This window comes from Ruegeria sp. CH8, from assembly GCF_056536985.1.
This window is the reverse complement of record NZ_JBQFQR010000007.1, coordinates 58,130-75,420: the sequence shown is the minus strand read 5'-3', so window position 1 is coordinate 75,420 and position 17,291 is coordinate 58,130. Positions and strand designations below refer to the sequence as shown.

Sequence of the window (17,291 nt, the reverse complement as noted above, 5' to 3'; positions counted from 1 at the left end):
ATATCACAGCCGCAACTGCCCAAGGATTAAGCACGTTGACTCTTCAACTCGCCGACAAAGACCTGAACCCGCCGGTGCTGCTGGCTCCGATGGCCGGAATCACCGACCGGCCGTTCCGTGATCTGGTGATGCGCTTTGGCGCGGGCATGGTCGTCAGCGAGATGGTCGCCAGTCAAGAGATGGTTCAGGCCAAACCCGGCGTGCGCGAGCGGGCCGAGCTGTCGGCGGATGTGGAAAACACCGCTGTGCAGCTGGCTGGACGCGAGGCGCACTGGATGGCCGAGGCGGCGCGGCAGGTGGCTGATCGCGGCGCGCGCGTAATTGATATCAACATGGGCTGCCCGGCCAAGAAGGTGACCAACGGCTATTCCGGGTCCGCGCTGCTGAAAACGCCGGATCACGCGCTGACCCTAATCGAAGCGGTGGTCGCGGCCGTCGATGTGCCAGTTACGCTGAAGACCCGTTTGGGTTGGGACGATGCCCTGTTGAATGCGCCGGACGTGGCGAGGCGGGCGCAAGAGGCCGGTATCTGCATGGTCACGATCCATGGCCGCACCCGCTGTCAGTTCTACAAAGGTCAGGCAGACTGGCACGCAATCCGGGAAGTGAAAGAGGCGGTTTCGATCCCTGTCATCGCCAATGGTGACATTGTGGACACGGACACCGCGCGCACTGCTTTGGATCAGTCGGGGGCCGACGGCGTCATGGTCGGACGCGGGGCGCAGGGCAAACCCTGGCTGCTGGCGCAGATTTGCCACGATCTTTACGGCGCCGCGTCCCCTGGCGTTCCTAAAGGCGATGATCTGATCGATATGGTCCGCGCGCATTATCAGGCGATGCTGGAATTCTACGGTTCTGATCTGGGTCTGCGCGTCGCGCGCAAGCATCTGGGCTGGTACATGGATGAGGTCGGGACGTCGCCCGCGCTGCGCCGCGCCGTTCTGACCTCACGCTATACGGATGAGGTGCTGCGCCTGCTTGGCGATGCGCTGAGTACCGATGCGGAGGTGGCAGCATGACCTCGGATCAAAGCATCTGGACCTCGCTGCCTGTTCCGGCCTTCATCATCGACGCCGAGGATCGGATTGCCGATGTGAACTCGGCTGGCGAAGGGTTTCTGAACGCCTCGCGCAAATCGGTGATCGGACACCCGGTCTGGGACCAGATCGCCGTGGACGCGCCTCTGGAAGAGTCTTTTGAAAGAGCGCGCGCGCAGGGCACACCGCTGTTCGTCAACGATGTGGATGCCGGGTCGGGTAACCGGGCACCGCTGCAATGCGCGTTGCAGATTGCGCCTTTGGTCGGGCATCCGGGGTCGATGATCATGATGATCTCACCTCGCGAATTGGCGGGGCGGATGACGCGGGGCAACACGGTGAAATCTGCTGCGCAGTCGGCCATCGGCATGGCCGAAATGCTGGCGCATGAGATCAAGAACCCGTTGGCCGGAATCACAGGCGCGGCACAGTTGCTGAGCATGAACATTCCGCAGCAAGACCTTGAACTAACTGATCTTATTGTCGCGGAAAGTCGTCGAATCGTGAAACTGCTGGAGCAGGTTGAGCAGTTCGGGAACCTCTCGCAACCCGATTTCAAGCCGGTCAACATTCACGACGTTTTGGACCGCGCGCGCCGCTCGGCGCTGCTGGGGTTTGGAGCGCATATGAAGATCATCGAAGAGTATGACCCGTCTCTACCCTTGGCCTACGGTGACCCAGATCAGTTCCTGCAGGTGATCCTTAATCTACTTAAGAACGCCTCGGAAGCCGCTGATCCCAATGGTGGAACCATCCGCCTGAGGACCTATTTCGAACATTCCTTCCGCCTGCGCCGCAGTGATGGTTCCGGCCATTCCCTGCCACTGCAGATCGAGATCATCGACGACGGGCCGGGTCTGCCTGAGAAAATACGCAGCGACATCTTCGACCCTTTCGTGTCGGGCAAGGAAAACGGCACTGGCCTTGGGCTGGCGCTGGTCAGCAAGATCATCTCGGACCATGACGGCTGGATTTCCGCCGACTCGGTGCCGGGTCGCACGGTGTTCCGCATCTCGCTGAGGCGGGCACCGAAAGACGCAACATAAACAGCCGATAAGAGCAAAGATATAAGGAGAGCACCCGATGGATGGCACAGTACTGGTCGCAGATGACGACCGCACGATCCGCACCGTTCTGACTCAGGCCCTGACGCGGGCGGGGTGCAAGGTTCACGCCACATCCTCGCTGACCACGCTGATGCGCTGGGTCGGCGAAGGCAAGGGCGATGTGGTGATCTCGGACGTGGTCATGCCGGATGGTAATGGCCTCGAGATGCTGCCTAAGATTGCGCAGGATCGGCCCGGTTTGCCGGTCATCGTGATCTCGGCTCAGAACACCATCATGACGGCGATTCAGGCGGCTGAGGCAGATGCCTATGATTATTTGCCGAAACCCTTCGATTTGCCCGATCTGATGAAGCGCACCGCGAGGGCGTTGGAGCAGAAACAACGCGCGCCTGCCGAAGTGGTCGAGACTAGTGATGACCGCCCCGAAGAACTTCCTCTGGTCGGGCGGACCCCGGTGATGCAAGCGCTGTATCGGTTGGTCGCACGGGTGATGAACACCGATCTGTCGGTGATGATCTCTGGTGAAAGCGGAACCGGTAAATCATTGATTGCGCGTGCTATTCATGACTTTTCGGATCGCCGAACATTGCCGTTTGTAACGGCAACTGCGGCCGATCTGCGTGATCTGGAAGGACCTGCGCGGGTTATGGCGCGGGTACGCGGTGGCACGCTGCTGATCGATGAGATCGCCGATATCGAGGACGAGTTGCAGGCCCGCATCGTGCGCATGATGGACACGCCGGGCGATCACGTACCGCGCTTTATGGCCACCAGCCAATCAGACCTGACCGAAGCGATGGAGAGTGGGCAGGTGCGTCAGGATCTCTACTATCGTCTATGTGGTGCCACCGTACACGTGCCAGCTCTGCGGGAACGGGTAGATGACATCACTCTGCTGGCCGATCATTTCCTTGCGCGCGAAGAACGCGAGCACGGCACCAAACGCTGGCTCAGCCCCGATGCGGTGGAACTGGTGCGGCGGTATTCCTGGCCGGGCAACGTGCGGCAGTTGGAAAACGCCATCCGCCGCCTGAGCCTGACAAGCCGCGCTGACGAAATCTCCAAGGCCGAGGTTGAGATGGTGTTGGGCAGCCAGCCCGAGGCAGAACCGGTTCTGGGTGATGGCGAGCGGGAGAAACTGTCGGCTTCGGTGGCGCGCCATCTGCGTCGGTATTTCGACCTGCACGGTAACCTTCTGCCGCCTCCGGGCCTCTATCAGCGCATCCTGCGCGAGGTTGAGGCGCCGCTGATCGAACTGGCGCTGGACGCAACCGGCGGAAATCAGGCGAAATGTGCGGATCTTCTGGGGATAAACCGAAATACGTTGCGGAAAAAGATTACAGATCTCGATATTCAGGTGACACGCCGACGCAAACTGATGTAATATCGCCACACAAACCGTGGCATCCGGGTTCGCACCCGGCAAAGACCACGACATATGGCGGTACGTCGCGCAAGCGACACATCAGGATGAGGGCAGACGGTGGCAACTCGGGCACAGAGCGGGCCGATTCCAGCGATCAATCGGTGGCGGAAATCCCGAAAACTGCGCAATTTCGGCACCTTGGGGCTGGTTCTTCTAGGCCCTGCCTTGGCGCTGGCCACCTATCTTGTCATCGGTCCATTTGATCTGGGGGCATCGGCCCCAACGCTGCGTCTGATCCTTCTTGCAGACCTTGTATATGTGCTTGTCGTGGCCGCACTGGTTCTGGGACAGGTCGGTAGTCTGATCGCGGCCCGTCGGGCAAAGTCGGCGGGTTCTCGTCTGCACCTTCGTCTGATCGGCGCATTTACGCTGTTAGCGCTGGTGCCAACCGTAACAGTCGCGATTTTTGCTGGCCTGACGGTGAATATCGGCCTCGAAGGGTGGTTTTCGGACCGCGTTCGCGAAGTTGTGGGCTCGTCCCTGACTGCGGCCGAGGCCTATGAACAGGAACACCGCGAGGGCCTGACGCAGGACGCGGTTGTTCTAGCGCGATTTCTGGATAATGCCCGTGCGCGGGACTACTATATTTCGGACGCGGAACTGCGCGAAGTTTTGGCGCAGGGGCAGGCGCAGATTCAGCGCGGCCTACGCGAGGCCTATGTAATTGACGGCATTGGTGAAATCCGGTCCCGCGGTGATCGGTCTTACCTGTTCGACTACGAGGCTCCAACATCCGAACAGTTCGTTGAAGCCACGGACAATGGGTATCTGATCATAGCCGACTGGCAAAACAGTGAATTCCGCGCGCTGGTGCCTTTGCAGGCCTATCTCGACCGGTATCTCTATGTCAGCCGCGAGGTGGATGGCCAGTTGCTGACGCTGCTGGATGATACCAAGGAAACGGTGCAATTCTACCAACAACTCGAGAGCGATCGGGGCCGGGTGCTCTTTGAATTTGGTCTGTTGTATCTGGGCTTTGCGGTGATCCTGATTCTGGCGGCGATGTCACTGGGCATGTGGTTCGCCGAGCGCTTGTCGCGCCCGGTTGGGCGATTGACCACTGCGGCGCAGCGAGTCGGCGCAGGTGACCTGAGCGTGCAGGTGATCGAAGAAGCCAGCGACGACGAGATTGCGATGTTAGGGCGTTATTTCAATCAGATGACCCGACAGCTTAAAGGGCAACGCGACACCCTTCTGGAGAACACTCGCCAGATCGAACGCCGTCGACGCCTGTTCGATTCGGTACTTAGCTCGGTGACCTCCGGCGTCGTCGGGGTTGACCCGGACGGGTGCGTGACCTTTGTGAACCGATCGGCTGAACGTCTGCTGGACTGGGCGCAAGTCGACGAGAAGCTGTCGATCGGCATCGCAGTACCCGAGTTCCTGCCGCTGTTCGAAAGCCTTAAGGAAAGCGGGCAGGAGGCGGTTCAGGGAGAGATCAAGGTTACCCGCAAGGGGCGCTTGGAAAACCTGCTGGTTCGCATGGCGACGCGACGCGGCGAAGATGGTGGGCTGGAAGGGTACGTGGTCGCCTTTGACGACGTGACTGATCTGGTGAGCGCACAGCGGATGGCCGCGTGGGGTGACGTAGCGCGGCGCATCGCGCATGAGATCAAGAACCCGCTGACCCCGATTCAGCTGAGTGCTGAACGGATCAAACGGAAATTCTCTCGCAAACTGAATGAAGAGGATTGCGACAGCCTCGAATCCATGACCGATGTGATCGTGCGGCAGACCAATGATCTGCGGCGGATCGTGGACGAATTCTCGAAATTTGCGCGGATGCCGGAACCGGATCGGCGTGAGGAGGACGTGGTCGGGTTGGTGCGTGAGGCCGTGCTGTTGCAGCAGGCCGGGCAGCCGGATGTGCAGATCGACGCCTCTCTGCCGGATCATCCAATTCTGGCTGATCTGGATGCGACGATGCTGAACCAGGCGCTGACAAATCTGATCAAGAATGCAGGTGAGGCCATCGAAACCCTGAAGAAAAAAGGCCCGCCAGATAACTTAAGGCCACAAATCAAGGTGGACGTGACTGGCGATGACGCGGGTACAGTTATCACTATTGCAGACAACGGCATCGGGCTGCCCGAAGACCGGGCGCGCCTGTTTGAACCGTATGTGACCACACGGGACGAGGGCACTGGATTGGGCCTGCCTATCGTCAAGAAGATTATCGAAGAACATGGCGGAGCGCTCACACTAGAAGATGCGCCCGTCTTTGACGGACAGGACCATTTCGGTGCGATGGCCGTGATCCGTTTGCCCGGGGGCAGTCTTTCCCCGACCGCAGCGCCAGAAAAGCAGGCAATTCATATAAACAAACTGAAAGCAGGCCAAAGATGAGCGACATTCTGATCGTAGATGACGAACGCGATATTCGCGAACTGGTGTCCGACATTCTGGAGGACGAAGGCTATTCAACCCGGCGGGCCGGCAACTCGGATGAGTGCATGGCCGAAATCAATTCCGAGCCGCCGGGGCTGTTGATTCTGGACATTTGGCTAAAGGATAGCCGCATGGACGGGATCGATATCCTGAAGGCAGTGAAGCGCGACAACCCAGACGTGCCGGTGGTGATTATCTCCGGCCACGGCAATATTGAAATCGCGGTGGCTGCAATCAAGCAGGGCGCTTACGACTTTATCGAGAAGCCCTTCAATATCGACCAACTGATGGTGGTGATCCGCCGTGCGATGGAGACCTCTCGCCTGCGCCGCGAGAATGCCTCGCTGAAACGCAAGGAGGTCACCAGTTCCGACATGATCGGCAAATCTGCTTCCTTCCGGGCGATGCAGAGCCAGTTGGACAAGGTCACCAAATCGAACGGTCGCGTGATGCTGAGCGGACCGGCGGGATCAGGCAAGGAAATCGCCGCGCGTTACATCCATGCCCATTCCAACCGCGCCAACGCGCCCTTCGTGACCGTGAACTGTGCCGGGATCGAACCGGAACGTGTCGAAGAAGTGCTGTTTGGTCGGGAATCCTCGGAGCGGGGCGTCGAGTCCGGTTTGTTGGAAGAAGCCCACGGCGGCGTCGTCTACTTCGATGAGGTCGCAGATATGCCTCTGGGTACGCAATCCAAAATCCTGCGTGTGCTGGTAGATCAGCAATTCCAGCGCGTTGGCGGATCGGACAAGGTGCGGGTTGATCTGCGAGTGATCTCTTCGACCAATCGCGATCTGGAAGAGGAAATCGCCGCCGACCGGTTCCGCGAGGAGCTCTATCACCGGCTGAACGTTGTACCGATCGCGGTTCCGTCGCTAGAGGAACGGCGCGAGGATATCCCGGTTCTGGCGCAGCATTTCATAGAAATGTGCAACGAATCTCAGGGCCTGACCCTACGTGAAATCTCGGAAGAAGCGGTTGCGTTGCTGCAGACCATGACTTGGCCGGGCAACGTGCGTCAACTCAAGAACCTGATTGAGCGGGTGCTGATTCTGGGTGATGGGACCGGGCCGATTGAGGCCAGGGAACTGCCGACTGAAGAGGAAAAGACCGACGATTCAGGCCGCGTGGTACTGTCTGGAGCCCTTGCGACCTTGCCACTGCGCGAAGCGCGCGAGGCGTTTGAGCGCGAGTATCTGCTGACCCAGATCAACCGTTTTGGCGGCAATATCAGCCGCACCGCCAGCTTTGTGGGAATGGAGCGCAGCGCGCTGCATCGCAAGCTCAAGTCGCTGGGAGTTGTAACCTCGAACAAATCTGGTGCACGGGTGGCGCAACTGGATGAACCGGAACCGGCGGAATAATCCGCCGGGTCGTTATCCGGACTGGCCGGGTGTGATGATCTGGAACGACCCGTTGTCGAATTTCACGTAACAGGACTCGGTGCTCAGCGGCGGCAGTTTTGTTGTCGGCACTGCGGCGACCCGCGAACTTACGTTTTGCTTGCAGGGCGGAAGGCTGACCGGGCGAAAACCCTTTTTAGCCATGCACTGAGCCTCGACTTGATCGCGCAGCCCTTGATTGACGTCAACGGTATATACCCGCCCCGGTTGCCACCAGCCGCCAGAACGGTAACACCGTCCACGGCCATCGCAATAAGTGCGACCGGGCCAGTAAGTGGGCGGGCTTTGCCGCACCTGATTGGCGACCGGTACCTCCTTAAGCGCCAGAACCTGACATTGCGTGGTCTCTGACTGTGCACGCGATACGCTTTCGCCCTCGCGGTAGTACAGCGAAAGCGGTCCGCTGCATGCGGACAGGGCGACCATTGGAATAAGCAAACGAAGTACTGATTTCATAGGCTTATCTTGCCTTAGCTTTACGGGCATGACAATTCAATTGACCGCTATCGGGGCATCTGTCATTCAAAGAATTCAGGCAGAAGGGCCAGAAACATGAAGGTCATAATTTGCGGTGCCGGTCAGGTTGGCTGGCAGATTGCACGGCACCTGTCGGGCGAACTCAACGACGTAACGGTGGTGGACAACAACCCCGATCTGGTGCGTCGCGCGACCGAGACGCTGGATGTGCAGGGGATCGCCGGGTTTGCCAGCTATCCGGATGTGCTGGACCGGGCAGGGGCTCGGGATGCTGATATGATCATCGCCGCGACCCATTCGGACGAGGTGAACATGGTCACCTGTCAGATGGCGCATTCCGTCTTTTCGATCCAGCGCAAGATCGCGCGCCTGCGATCCAAGTCCTACCTTCAAGCGATCCACTCGGACCTGTACCGCCGCGATCACTTGCCCATCGACGTGGTGATCAGCCCAGAACGCGAGGTGGCCGCTGCTGCCATGCGCCGCTTGTCTGCACCGTCGGCCTTCGACACCGAGATGTTCATGGACAGCAAGGCACAGCTGCTGGGCATTCGCATCGACGAAGACTGCCCGATCATTAACACTCCGCTGCGCCAGCTGACGGATCTGTTCTCGACGCTCAGCTCGATTGTCGTGGGTGTTCGGCGCGACGGCAGCCTGTTTGCTCCGGAATCCGAGGACCAGCTGTTTGTCGGCGATGAATGCTATGTCTTTACCAATGTCAAAGACGTGGACCGCACGATGGAGGTCTTTGGCAAGACGCAAAAGAAACAGGACCGCGTGGTAATCGTGGGCGGCGGCAACGTCGGGCTCGAGGTCGCGCGGACGCTGGAAGAACGCGAAAGCCGGGTGCGCGCCAAGATCATTGAGCGGGATCGCCATTGCGCTGAACTGGCCGCCGAATCGCTGGAACGCACCATCGTTCTGAACGGGGACGGGCTGGATGCGGCCTTGCTGCGCGAGGCCGGGATTGAGCGCGCCGACGCGATGCTGGCGGTCACCGATGACGACCGCGCCAACATGCTGGCTGCTGTACGTGCCAAGGCCGAGGGCTGCGCGCTGGCGATTGCCCTGATCAACGATCCCAGCATGGTTGCTTTGATGGGTCCGCTTGGGATCGACGCCTATATTAACCCACGCGCCACCACGGTTAGCTCGATCCTGCGACACATTCGCCACGGACGGGTGCGGCAGGTATACTCAATCGGCGACGCCGAGGCTGAAGTGATCGAGGCCGAGGTTCTCTCGACCTCTCCTATGGCCGGTCAGAAATTGCGTGACATTGATTTCCCCGAAGGCGTTTTGGTGGGCGCGGTTCGCAAGGGCGATGAGCTGCTGCGCCCCACGGGCAGCCTGAGGATCGAGGAAAAAGATGTGGTGGCAATCTTTGCCATGACCAAGGATGTCCCCGAGGTCGAACGGCTGATGCAGGTTTCGATCGATTTCTTCTGATGATGCGCACGCGAACACAACGGATCGGTCTGGTGCGGCGCTTGCCGCTGTTTCTACTGATCTGGGGCGTCGTCTCGGTAGCCATGTGGATCCCCGCGATCTACGCACTGGCACTGGATGACCACGACACTTCGCGGTCGTTCTTCTATTCGGGGTTGCTGGGTTTGTTCGTGGTGGCGACAATTGCGATGGCGTCGTCAAGCCGAGTTCCACGCCGCGGGACACTGGGGCAACTGGCGGTGCTATTGGGGTGCTTTACCGTCCTTCCACTGTTCCTTGCCATCCCTCTGCATGACGCATTGGGAAACACGACTTTCCTGAATGCCTACTTCGATATGGTCAGCGCACTTTCGACTACAGGTGCCGACATTTTCCCCGATCCTGACCGCCTGACGGCACCTTTGCATTTGTGGCGCGCCTTGGTGGGCTGGATGGGTGGTTTGCTGATGTGGATTTCTGCAGCAGCCATCCTGGCGCCACTGGCGCTTGGAGGGTTCGAAGTGACAGCGCGGGGGCAGCCCGGTCGCCCTGTCTCGGGCGTGGCGCAAAGCGAAAAGGTCGACCCGCGCGGGCGTTTGATCCGGGTGACATTGACGCTGACACCGGTTTACGCAGGCCTGACGGGGGTGATCTGGTTGCTGCTGCTGATCGCGGGAGAGCAAGGATTGACCGCTATCTGCCATGCCATGTCCACGATGGCTACGTCTGGTATTTCGCCCGTAGGGGGGCTTGAAGGGGCGCAGGCCGGTATCACCGGTGAGGCGATTCTTTTTCTGTTTCTGTTCTTCGCCTTGTCGCGGCTGACCTTTTCCACCGACACTGCCACGACGGGGTATTCGCGGCTGGACAAGGACCCTGAGTTTCGAATCGGCCTGTCGATTGTGATCGCTGTTGCAACGTTGCTGTTCTTCCGCGTTTGGGCCGGGGTCAATGAAATCGGCGGTACACTGCATCCGGTAGAAGCCATGCACGTTTTTTGGGGGATGACGTTTACGGCCCTGTCATTTCTGACCACTGCAGGGTTCGAAAGCTCCAATTGGAACGATGCACAGCAACTTTCGGGGTTGGGAACTCCAGGTCTGATCCTGATGGGGATGGCCCTGATTGGCGGAGGTGTCGCAACCACTGCGGGTGGTGTCAAACTGTTGCGCGTGTTTGCTCTGTACCTGAACGGTGCACGTGAGATTGACCGCCTGATCTATCCGTCGTCTGTCAGTGGTGTCGGTGGTGGCAACCGACGCATTCAAAGCGACGGTGCCTTTATCGCCTGGATCTTCCTGATGATGTTCGCGCTGACGGCGGCGTTGTTTAATCTGCTGCTTGCAATGATGGGGGCAGGGTTCGAACAGGCGATGGTACTTACCGTTGCGTCACTGAGCACGACGGGCCCGCTCATCGAACTGGCCACGGACATCCCAATTCGGATCGTTGACCTGTCCGCCGGGGCTAAGCTGACCATGTGCGCGGCGATGGTAATTGGGCGGTTGGAAACGTTGGCGATCATCGCGTTGATTACGCCAAGCCTCTGGCGAGACTAAGATTCAACAGTCTTGCAAAGACTGATTTTTGATCTGGAAACTCTGTTAACTCCACTCCATACTCAGCCAGAGGGAGCGCGTTGGTCCGCAGCGCGTAGCAAGAACAATGGCGAGATAAATAAATATGGCTTCGGACAGACAGAATCTGCAGGACGCGTTCCTGAATAATGTACGGAAAGCAAAGGTCCCGGTCACAATATTCCTGATCAACGGCGTGAAATTGCAGGGTGTTATCACCTGGTTCGACAATTTCTGCGTATTGTTGCGCCGCGACGGACAGTCGCAGCTGGTCTACAAACATGCGATTTCGACGATCATGCCGTCGCAGCCGATCAGCCTGTATGAGGGCGAAGACGCCTCTTGATGGAACATGACAGGACGCGCACCCGGGCTTGGGTGCTGCATCCGGAAATCAAATCTGATGAACAGCGCCGCGTTCCTGAACCGGCGCTGGAGGAGGCGGTGGCACTGGCTGCCGCTTTGCCCGATCTGGATGTGATCGGGTCCGAAATTGTGCGTCTACAACGTGCCCAGCCCGGGCTGTTGTTCGGCAGCGGCAAGATCGAAGAACTGGCCGAACGGCTGCACGACAGCGAAATCGAACTGGTTCTGATCGATGGGCCTGTGTCGCCTGTCCAGCAGCGCAACCTTGAGAAGGCGTGGAAGGTTAAAATCCTCGACCGCACCGGCCTGATTTTGGAGATTTTCAGCGATCGCGCCCGCACCCGCGAAGGCGTGCTGCAGGTCGAGATGGCGGCGCTCAGCTATCAGCGTACCCGTCTGGTGCGGGCCTGGACCCACCTTGAACGGCAACGGGGTGGGTTGGGGTTTGTTGGTGGCCCCGGTGAAACCCAGATTGAGGCCGACCGCCGCGCCATTGACGAACAACTTGTCCGTCTGCGGCGACAATTGCAGAAAGTGGTAAAGACCCGAACGCTGCACCGCGCCGCACGTGCTAAGGTGCCATATCCGATTGTTGCTTTGGTCGGCTATACCAACGCTGGAAAATCTACGCTGTTCAACCGCCTGACCGGGGCCGAGGTAATGGCCAAGGACATGCTGTTCGCGACGTTGGACCCAACCATGCGCCGGGTCGAATTGCCCGACGGCCCAGAAGTGATCCTGTCAGACACTGTGGGGTTCATTTCGAACCTGCCGACAGAGCTGGTCGCGGCGTTCCGGGCAACGCTCGAAGAAGTTCTGGGCGCCGATATCGTTGTCCATGTGCGCGACATCAGCCACGAGGAAACCGTCGCACAGGCGCAGGACGTCGAGGCGATCCTGACGTCATTGGGTGTTGATGACGAACGACCCCGGCTAGAGGTCTGGAACAAAATTGATCTGCTGAACGACGACGAACGCGAAGCTGCTTTTAAACGGGCAGACCGTGATCCGGCAATCTTTGCCATTTCAGCGGTGACAGGCGAAGGGGTTGAACCTCTGTTGGCCGAGATCGCTACCAAGCTGCAGGGTGCGCGTCACGAAGAGATGCTGACGCTGGGCTTTGCCGAGGGCAACAAGCGCGCGTGGCTGTTCCGGCAGGATGTGGTGCGGTCCGAAAAGCAGACCGAGGATGGGTTTGAGATCACCGTTCTGTGGACAGACAAGCAGGCGGCGCAGTTCGCGGCGCTTTAAAGATCAAGCTCCGTCAATCTGTCTTTGATGGTCGTCCGTGTCGAACCACTCGGATGAGGACTGGATCTTGTGGTCCGGGGTCAGCTCCCACTCGGCCCAGCCACGGGTGACCACAAGGTTGCCGGTTTCCGCGTGATGGCCTTCCAGCGTCCAGACAAAAATTGCGTGCGCTCCGGCCCATCGCAGCATATCGCATCTTAGTTCCAGATCGGGAAAGTCGGCAAAGAATCCCCGCGCTACGTCGGCAATCGCCTCGCGGCCGACCATAGGCTCATTCCGGTTGATCGAAATCTGCCCGTCACGCGCAAAGAATTCGGCCACCGCGTTCGGGTCTCCCGAGCTCCAGGCGATTGCGTAGTCGCGTGCGAGATTGTTTAACCTATCCCGTATACTTGCCATTTGTGCCCCCGGTCCCAACTTGTTGGTCCCCAGATCGTAGGCGAAAAGACGGGTGCGCGTCCACGGCACCCAAAAAAAGGGGCAAGGTCCTGCCGAAACAGGTGAAATCAGCGCGGGATCAAGTTTGTCACACCAACAGCAGCAGCCCGCGCCAGATCGAGGTCCAGCGACATCGGAATGTACTCTCCCCGCCGCCACAGCTGCGCCTGATCGTCATAATAGCGCGACAGGAAATGACCGGACTGACCGGTGGCGGTGATAAACACTGAACTGTCCGGATCAGCGAAGTCATAGACACCGCGGTAACCCGCGCCGTGGACGTTGCGGAACGGGTGCTTGCCTTCGCCCGAGGTGCGGCCGCGCAGAAGGGTGTTGTCTCCACCGCTGGTGGATTGGCGGATATTGACGAAGAACCTCAGAACCGGGACCGAGCCCAAAACCGGGTGGTCGTGGGTGGCCTGATGCGCATCGCCCCAGCGCAGGGATTCCAGTGCGCCACCGTAATTTTCGGAAATCCAGATGATTGCGTCGTCCAGTGCCAACCGCGCCATGTCGGTGCAGGTCTCGGTCGGAGCGCTTTGGCGGACGTCACACCAGACCGATGCGCCATCGATATCGCGGTAGACCCGCTCGATAAACAACGGCTCGACATGCTTGTATTCGGCGGCCAGCGGGCCCAATTCATCCGAGATCAGCCGGATCTGCAGCGACCGCAACCATGCGGCATAGATCAGCGGTTCGGGGAGGTGTTCGTTCATTTCCCCATTCCACTCGGCCAGCAGGGATAGGGCGATCTGGCGTTGGCGCTCGGGTGTGCCCTCGGGGGCTGAAGCTCCGGTAAACCATAAATCCGCGCCGATCAGCGGCAGAAGTGAGCGGGCGGTGAAACTGACGGTATCCAGCTGCGCCTCGATAAAGCTGTCGCGGGTGTGGACCTCGCGCGACTGCATCAGGCGTTCCCAGCGGTGCACGCGCTGGGTGTCGCCCCATTCATAGGATACATGCTCGGGGAAGGGACGGTCGATGATCTTGTTGTTGGTGTTGCCCAGAATCCCCCCCGCTGGAGCCACGAATTCGGGGTTGTCTGCATAGGGCAGGCGGCCCTGCCAAAGGTTTTCGGCCAGCCAGCCGGGCGTTGGGATACGGCCACGGCTTTGGTTGCGCAGGTCGCGTTTCGGCATCGCTCCGATGAGCTTGAGGCCGATTGTGTCCTTGTCAACCAGCGACAGGTTTTGTGAGGGCGATATGAACAGCTCGGCCGCATCGATGCCCTGACGGACGCTGTCCGCATTCATCAGCGCCATCGACGCCGTCATCGATGTGTCACGCGGGCTGAGTGCCGTCCAAGACAGCGACGCGACATGGCCGGGAGGTGTAATCGTTTCAAGATTATAGTGACTGCCGGGCAGCACCGGGCCGTTTTCCGTCCAGCGCAGGGTCAGGGTGATCGGCGCCTGGTCTTTGATCTCAATGATCGAGGGGCGAGTGCGGAATGTTTTGTAACCGTCCGGCGTCAGGTATTCTTCTGGGTTTTCAGGGTTCAACTGTTCGATATGTACGTCCTGATCGTCCAGATACGAAGACGTCAGACCCCAGCCCAACCGGTCGCTGCGCCCCGTCATGATGGCGGGAATGCCGGGGATGGTCGCGCCGATCACTCCGCCCTTGGCCAGTTCCAGTCGAGCCAGATACCAGACGCCCGGTGCCGTGAAGCCTAGATGGGGATCGTTGGCCAGCAATGTGCCACCGCTCGCTGAACGGGAAGGTGCGGCGGTCCATGCGTTCGAAGCTCCGGCCAATCCGCGTTTGGGGAAGGGGGACAGCGGGCTGTCGGGCGTCGGCGTGCCGCGAGCATAACGCGGCACATTGGGAAACAGCGCGGCATATTCGGGCAGGGCAGCGATACCTGCGCCCGGCACGTCGGGCAGGATATCGGCCAGCCGTTCGGGGTTGTTTAGCATCAAGGACGTGCGTGCACGCAGCACTTCATCCTGCAGATGCCCAGACAGCTGCAAACCCATCAGTTTGATCACTGCGATACTGTCGCCGGGCTGCCACGGGGACACGGGTGCGTTGAACAGAAACATTTCGGGCGCACCACGGCCCAAGGCGGCCTCGTTGATCTCATCCAGCCTTGCATTCACCCCGGCGGCATAGGCACGCAGCGCGGCTTTGGTGTAATCATCCTGCACCTCGACCGAGCGGTGAGCCAGCCCGTACAAGTCCAACCGGCGCAGCAGCTTGTCGATATGAACAGTGCGGGTGCCGAAGATTTCGGACAAACGGCCTTGGGCCGTGCGGCGCATGACGGTCATCTGCCACAGGCGATCCTGTGCATGGGCATAGCCAAGACCAAAGAACACATCCGGGTCGTTCTCGGCCAGAATATGAGGGACATTGGCAGTGTCGCGAATGATCTCTACAGGGGCCGTTAACCCACTTACTTCAACCGTTTGATCATAGTCCGGTAGGGATTGGCTGGCCAGGAAATACACCAACCCTACAGCGGCCATGGCCAGCAGGATCAGACCCGTTGTAATGCGCACCAGCCAGCGAAAAACCAAACCCATTTGCGGCCTTTAATCCTGATCCATTTCCAATTGCGGCAAGACTAGTGGATGGTCGCATTGACCGAAAGAGGAACAGCCCGGGAATATTCGCGATTCCAGAGCCATAAGAAAAAAACCCGCCACAGCGGCGCTGTGACGGGCTCCATTCGAGGGGCGCGTGGTAGCCCGGAGTTATGGAATGATGCGTGTGTATTTGGTGCCTTCGACCGTGGCGCCGAATTTCAGTCCGGCCTGTCCGAATACGACGGCCAGCACCGGTGAACGCAGTGTCGTTGTGTCCGTGGATAGGGAACTTCCTGTTGCATCAACGACATAGCCAATATCGGCACCGGCAGTCCATCCGCTGGAGCGGCGGAAATCATTCAGTGCATCCTGCGTCATGAAGAACAGGACATGTGCATATTGCTGAGCGCCGATTTGCAGGCCGGCAGTTCCGGAAATTGCGGAGTAGTAGTCAACTGTTGCGCCTTCTATGCGCAACGCGCCCTGACCGTAGGCGCCGCCAAAGAAGATTAGGCCGGCGTCGGTGATCAGGGGCATAACCAACATGCCAGTGGCTTTATTGGCGATCTCAACCGTGTTGGGATATTTCGCATACATCTCGGCAAGCGTGGCATCGACGCGGGCGTCGATCTTGGCTGCGTTGGTGCTGCCGACGCCATTGCCGCAGGCTGCGGTTACCGTCAATCCGGCCATGCCAAAGGCAAAGCCACGACGGCTCAATTGGGGTGCATTGGAACTGCTCATGTTTTTTCTCTGTATAACTGCCTGATATGTCGGGTGATCCCGATCTTATGTGCAAGAATACGCCGATTGCGGCTGCGTGTCACGGGAAAGCTGAGTGACCGCAGGCTTCAATCGGCAAAAAATCGCGACAATTAGGGGTTTTAGCTCTGAAGGATGCGTGCGACCTCGGGCGCGAAGTAGGTTAAGATGCCATCACAGCCCGCGCGTTTGAATGCCAGCAGGCTTTCTAGCATCACCTTCTCACCATCAATCCAGCCATTCTGTGCGGCGGCCTGAATCATCGCGTATTCGCCCGACACCTGATAGGCATATGTTGGCGCTCCAAAAGCGTCTTTCACCCGGCGGCAGATATCCAAATAAGGCATCCCCGGCTTGATCATCACCATGTCAGCGCCCTCGGTCAGGTCGCGTTCGATCAGGCGCAGCGCTTCGTTCGAATTGGCCGGGTCCATCTGATAGGTTTTCTTGTCTCCGGTCAGTGCGCCCGACGCGCCAACCGCATCGCGGAACGGCCCGTAAAAGGCGCTGGCGTATTTTGCGGCATAGCTGAGGATCATCACGTTCTGATGCCCGGCCGTTTCCAGTGCTTGGCGCATCGCGCCGATGCGGCCGTCCATCATGTCGGAAGGGCCGATGATATCAGCACCGGCCTCGGCCTGAGCGAGGGTCATCTTGACCAGTGCCTCGACCGTTTTGTCGTTCACAATTTCGCCATCGACTACATACCCGTCATGCCCGTTGATGTTGTAGGGGTCCAGCGCCACGTCGGTCATCACCGCAATGTCCGGAGCTGCCGCTTTGATCGCTCGGATGGCACGGTTGGACAGGTTGTCGGGATTCCAGGCCTCGGCGCAGTCTTCGGTTTTCAGTCTGGGGTTGGTGTAAGGAAAGATGCAGATCGCCGGAATTCCCAGCGCCTGCGCCTCGACCGCGGCCTTGGCGATCAGATCAACAGACCGGCGCACGACGCCGGGCATTGAGGGCACCGGCTCTTCCACACCTTCGCCGTCACGCACGAAAACCGGCCAGATCAGATCATCGGTGGTCAGCGTGTTTTCGCGAACAAGCCCGCGCAGGGCCTGCGATTGGCGCGCCCGGCGAAAGCGGGTCAGGGGATAGGGGGCGATGGTCGGTTTCATGTCGCGCTCTCCT

At 59.3% G+C, this 17,291-nt stretch carries 14 protein-coding genes; 9 read left to right on the top strand and 5 right to left on the bottom strand.

All coding sequences use genetic code 11. From position 1 onward, the window contains the following. Positions 1-35: 35 nt before the first annotated feature. The 5 genes from dusB (at position 36) to ntrX (ending at position 7,282) form a co-directional block, all read left to right on the top strand. Positions 36-1,019 (top strand): tRNA dihydrouridine synthase DusB, encoded by a 984-nt coding sequence (gene dusB, locus ACR0ER_RS09815; RefSeq protein ID WP_480768763.1) that lies wholly within the window; start codon positions 36-38, stop codon positions 1,017-1,019. Then, entirely contained in the window at positions 1,016-2,083 is a 1,068-nt protein-coding gene (locus tag ACR0ER_RS09810) for a two-component system sensor histidine kinase NtrB (protein WP_480768762.1), read from the top strand. The genes dusB and ACR0ER_RS09810 overlap by 4 nt, the downstream gene beginning before the upstream one ends. Positions 2,084-2,120: 37 nt before the next feature. After that, complete coding sequence (locus tag ACR0ER_RS09805; RefSeq protein WP_480768761.1) at positions 2,121-3,488, top strand: response regulator; 1,368 nt, start codon at positions 2,121-2,123, stop codon at positions 3,486-3,488. 99 nt (positions 3,489-3,587) lie between these two features. Next, on the top strand, positions 3,588-5,876 hold the full coding sequence (locus ACR0ER_RS09800; protein ID WP_480768760.1) for a sensor histidine kinase NtrY-like: 2,289 nt from the start codon (positions 3,588-3,590) through the stop codon (positions 5,874-5,876). After that, on the top strand, positions 5,873-7,282 hold the full coding sequence (gene ntrX, locus ACR0ER_RS09795) for a nitrogen assimilation response regulator NtrX (RefSeq protein WP_170328870.1): 1,410 nt from the start codon (positions 5,873-5,875) through the stop codon (positions 7,280-7,282). Before ACR0ER_RS09800 ends, ntrX begins: the two co-directional genes overlap by 4 nt. A 12-nt stretch (positions 7,283-7,294) precedes the next feature. Here ntrX and ACR0ER_RS09790 read toward each other — a convergent pair whose 3' ends face one another. Beyond that, positions 7,295-7,777 carry a hypothetical protein gene (locus tag ACR0ER_RS09790; RefSeq protein ID WP_480768759.1) on the bottom strand — a complete coding sequence of 161 codons (483 nt, stop codon included), beginning with the start codon at positions 7,775-7,777 and terminating at the stop codon, positions 7,295-7,297. Positions 7,778-7,873: 96 nt separating this feature from the next. Between ACR0ER_RS09790 and trkA the strand changes: the two genes are divergently transcribed. The 4 genes from trkA to hflX all read left to right on the top strand — a co-directional run bounded on the left by trkA (position 7,874) and on the right by hflX (position 12,423). Then, positions 7,874-9,250 carry a Trk system potassium transporter TrkA gene (gene trkA, locus ACR0ER_RS09785; protein ID WP_480768758.1) on the top strand — a complete coding sequence of 459 codons (1,377 nt, stop codon included), beginning with the start codon at positions 7,874-7,876 and terminating at the stop codon, positions 9,248-9,250. Further along, positions 9,250-10,788 (top strand): TrkH family potassium uptake protein, encoded by a 1,539-nt coding sequence (locus tag ACR0ER_RS09780; RefSeq protein WP_480768757.1) that lies wholly within the window; start codon positions 9,250-9,252, stop codon positions 10,786-10,788. Before trkA ends, ACR0ER_RS09780 begins: the two co-directional genes overlap by 1 nt. A gap of 124 nt (positions 10,789-10,912) precedes the next feature. After that, positions 10,913-11,152: an RNA chaperone Hfq gene (gene hfq, locus ACR0ER_RS09775; RefSeq protein ID WP_010440340.1), complete on the top strand. Its 240-nt coding sequence runs from the start codon at positions 10,913-10,915 to the stop codon at positions 11,150-11,152. Next, positions 11,152-12,423 (top strand): GTPase HflX, encoded by a 1,272-nt coding sequence (gene hflX / locus ACR0ER_RS09770; RefSeq protein ID WP_480768756.1) that lies wholly within the window; start codon positions 11,152-11,154, stop codon positions 12,421-12,423. Before hfq ends, hflX begins: the two co-directional genes overlap by 1 nt. A gap of 3 nt (positions 12,424-12,426) precedes the next feature. Here the strand turns inward: hflX and ACR0ER_RS09765 are convergent, their stop codons facing one another. From ACR0ER_RS09765 to hemB, 4 genes are all read right to left on the bottom strand, one after another. After that, the gene (locus ACR0ER_RS09765; protein WP_480768755.1) at positions 12,427-12,822 is read right to left on the bottom strand and encodes a nuclear transport factor 2 family protein; all 396 of its coding nucleotides are present in this window, start codon (positions 12,820-12,822) and stop codon (positions 12,427-12,429) included. Positions 12,823-12,929: 107 nt separating this feature from the next. Further along, positions 12,930-15,392, bottom strand: coding sequence for a penicillin acylase family protein (locus tag ACR0ER_RS09760; protein ID WP_480768754.1), 2,463 nt, complete (start codon positions 15,390-15,392; stop codon positions 12,930-12,932). A gap of 171 nt (positions 15,393-15,563) precedes the next feature. Continuing rightward, positions 15,564-16,139, bottom strand: a complete 576-nt coding sequence (locus ACR0ER_RS09755) for a lipid-binding SYLF domain-containing protein (RefSeq protein WP_170328858.1) — start codon at positions 16,137-16,139, stop codon at positions 15,564-15,566. 140 nt (positions 16,140-16,279) lie between these two features. Then, positions 16,280-17,278, bottom strand: a complete 999-nt coding sequence (hemB, locus tag ACR0ER_RS09750; protein WP_480768753.1) for a porphobilinogen synthase — start codon at positions 17,276-17,278, stop codon at positions 16,280-16,282. Positions 17,279-17,291: the final 13 nt, after the last annotated feature.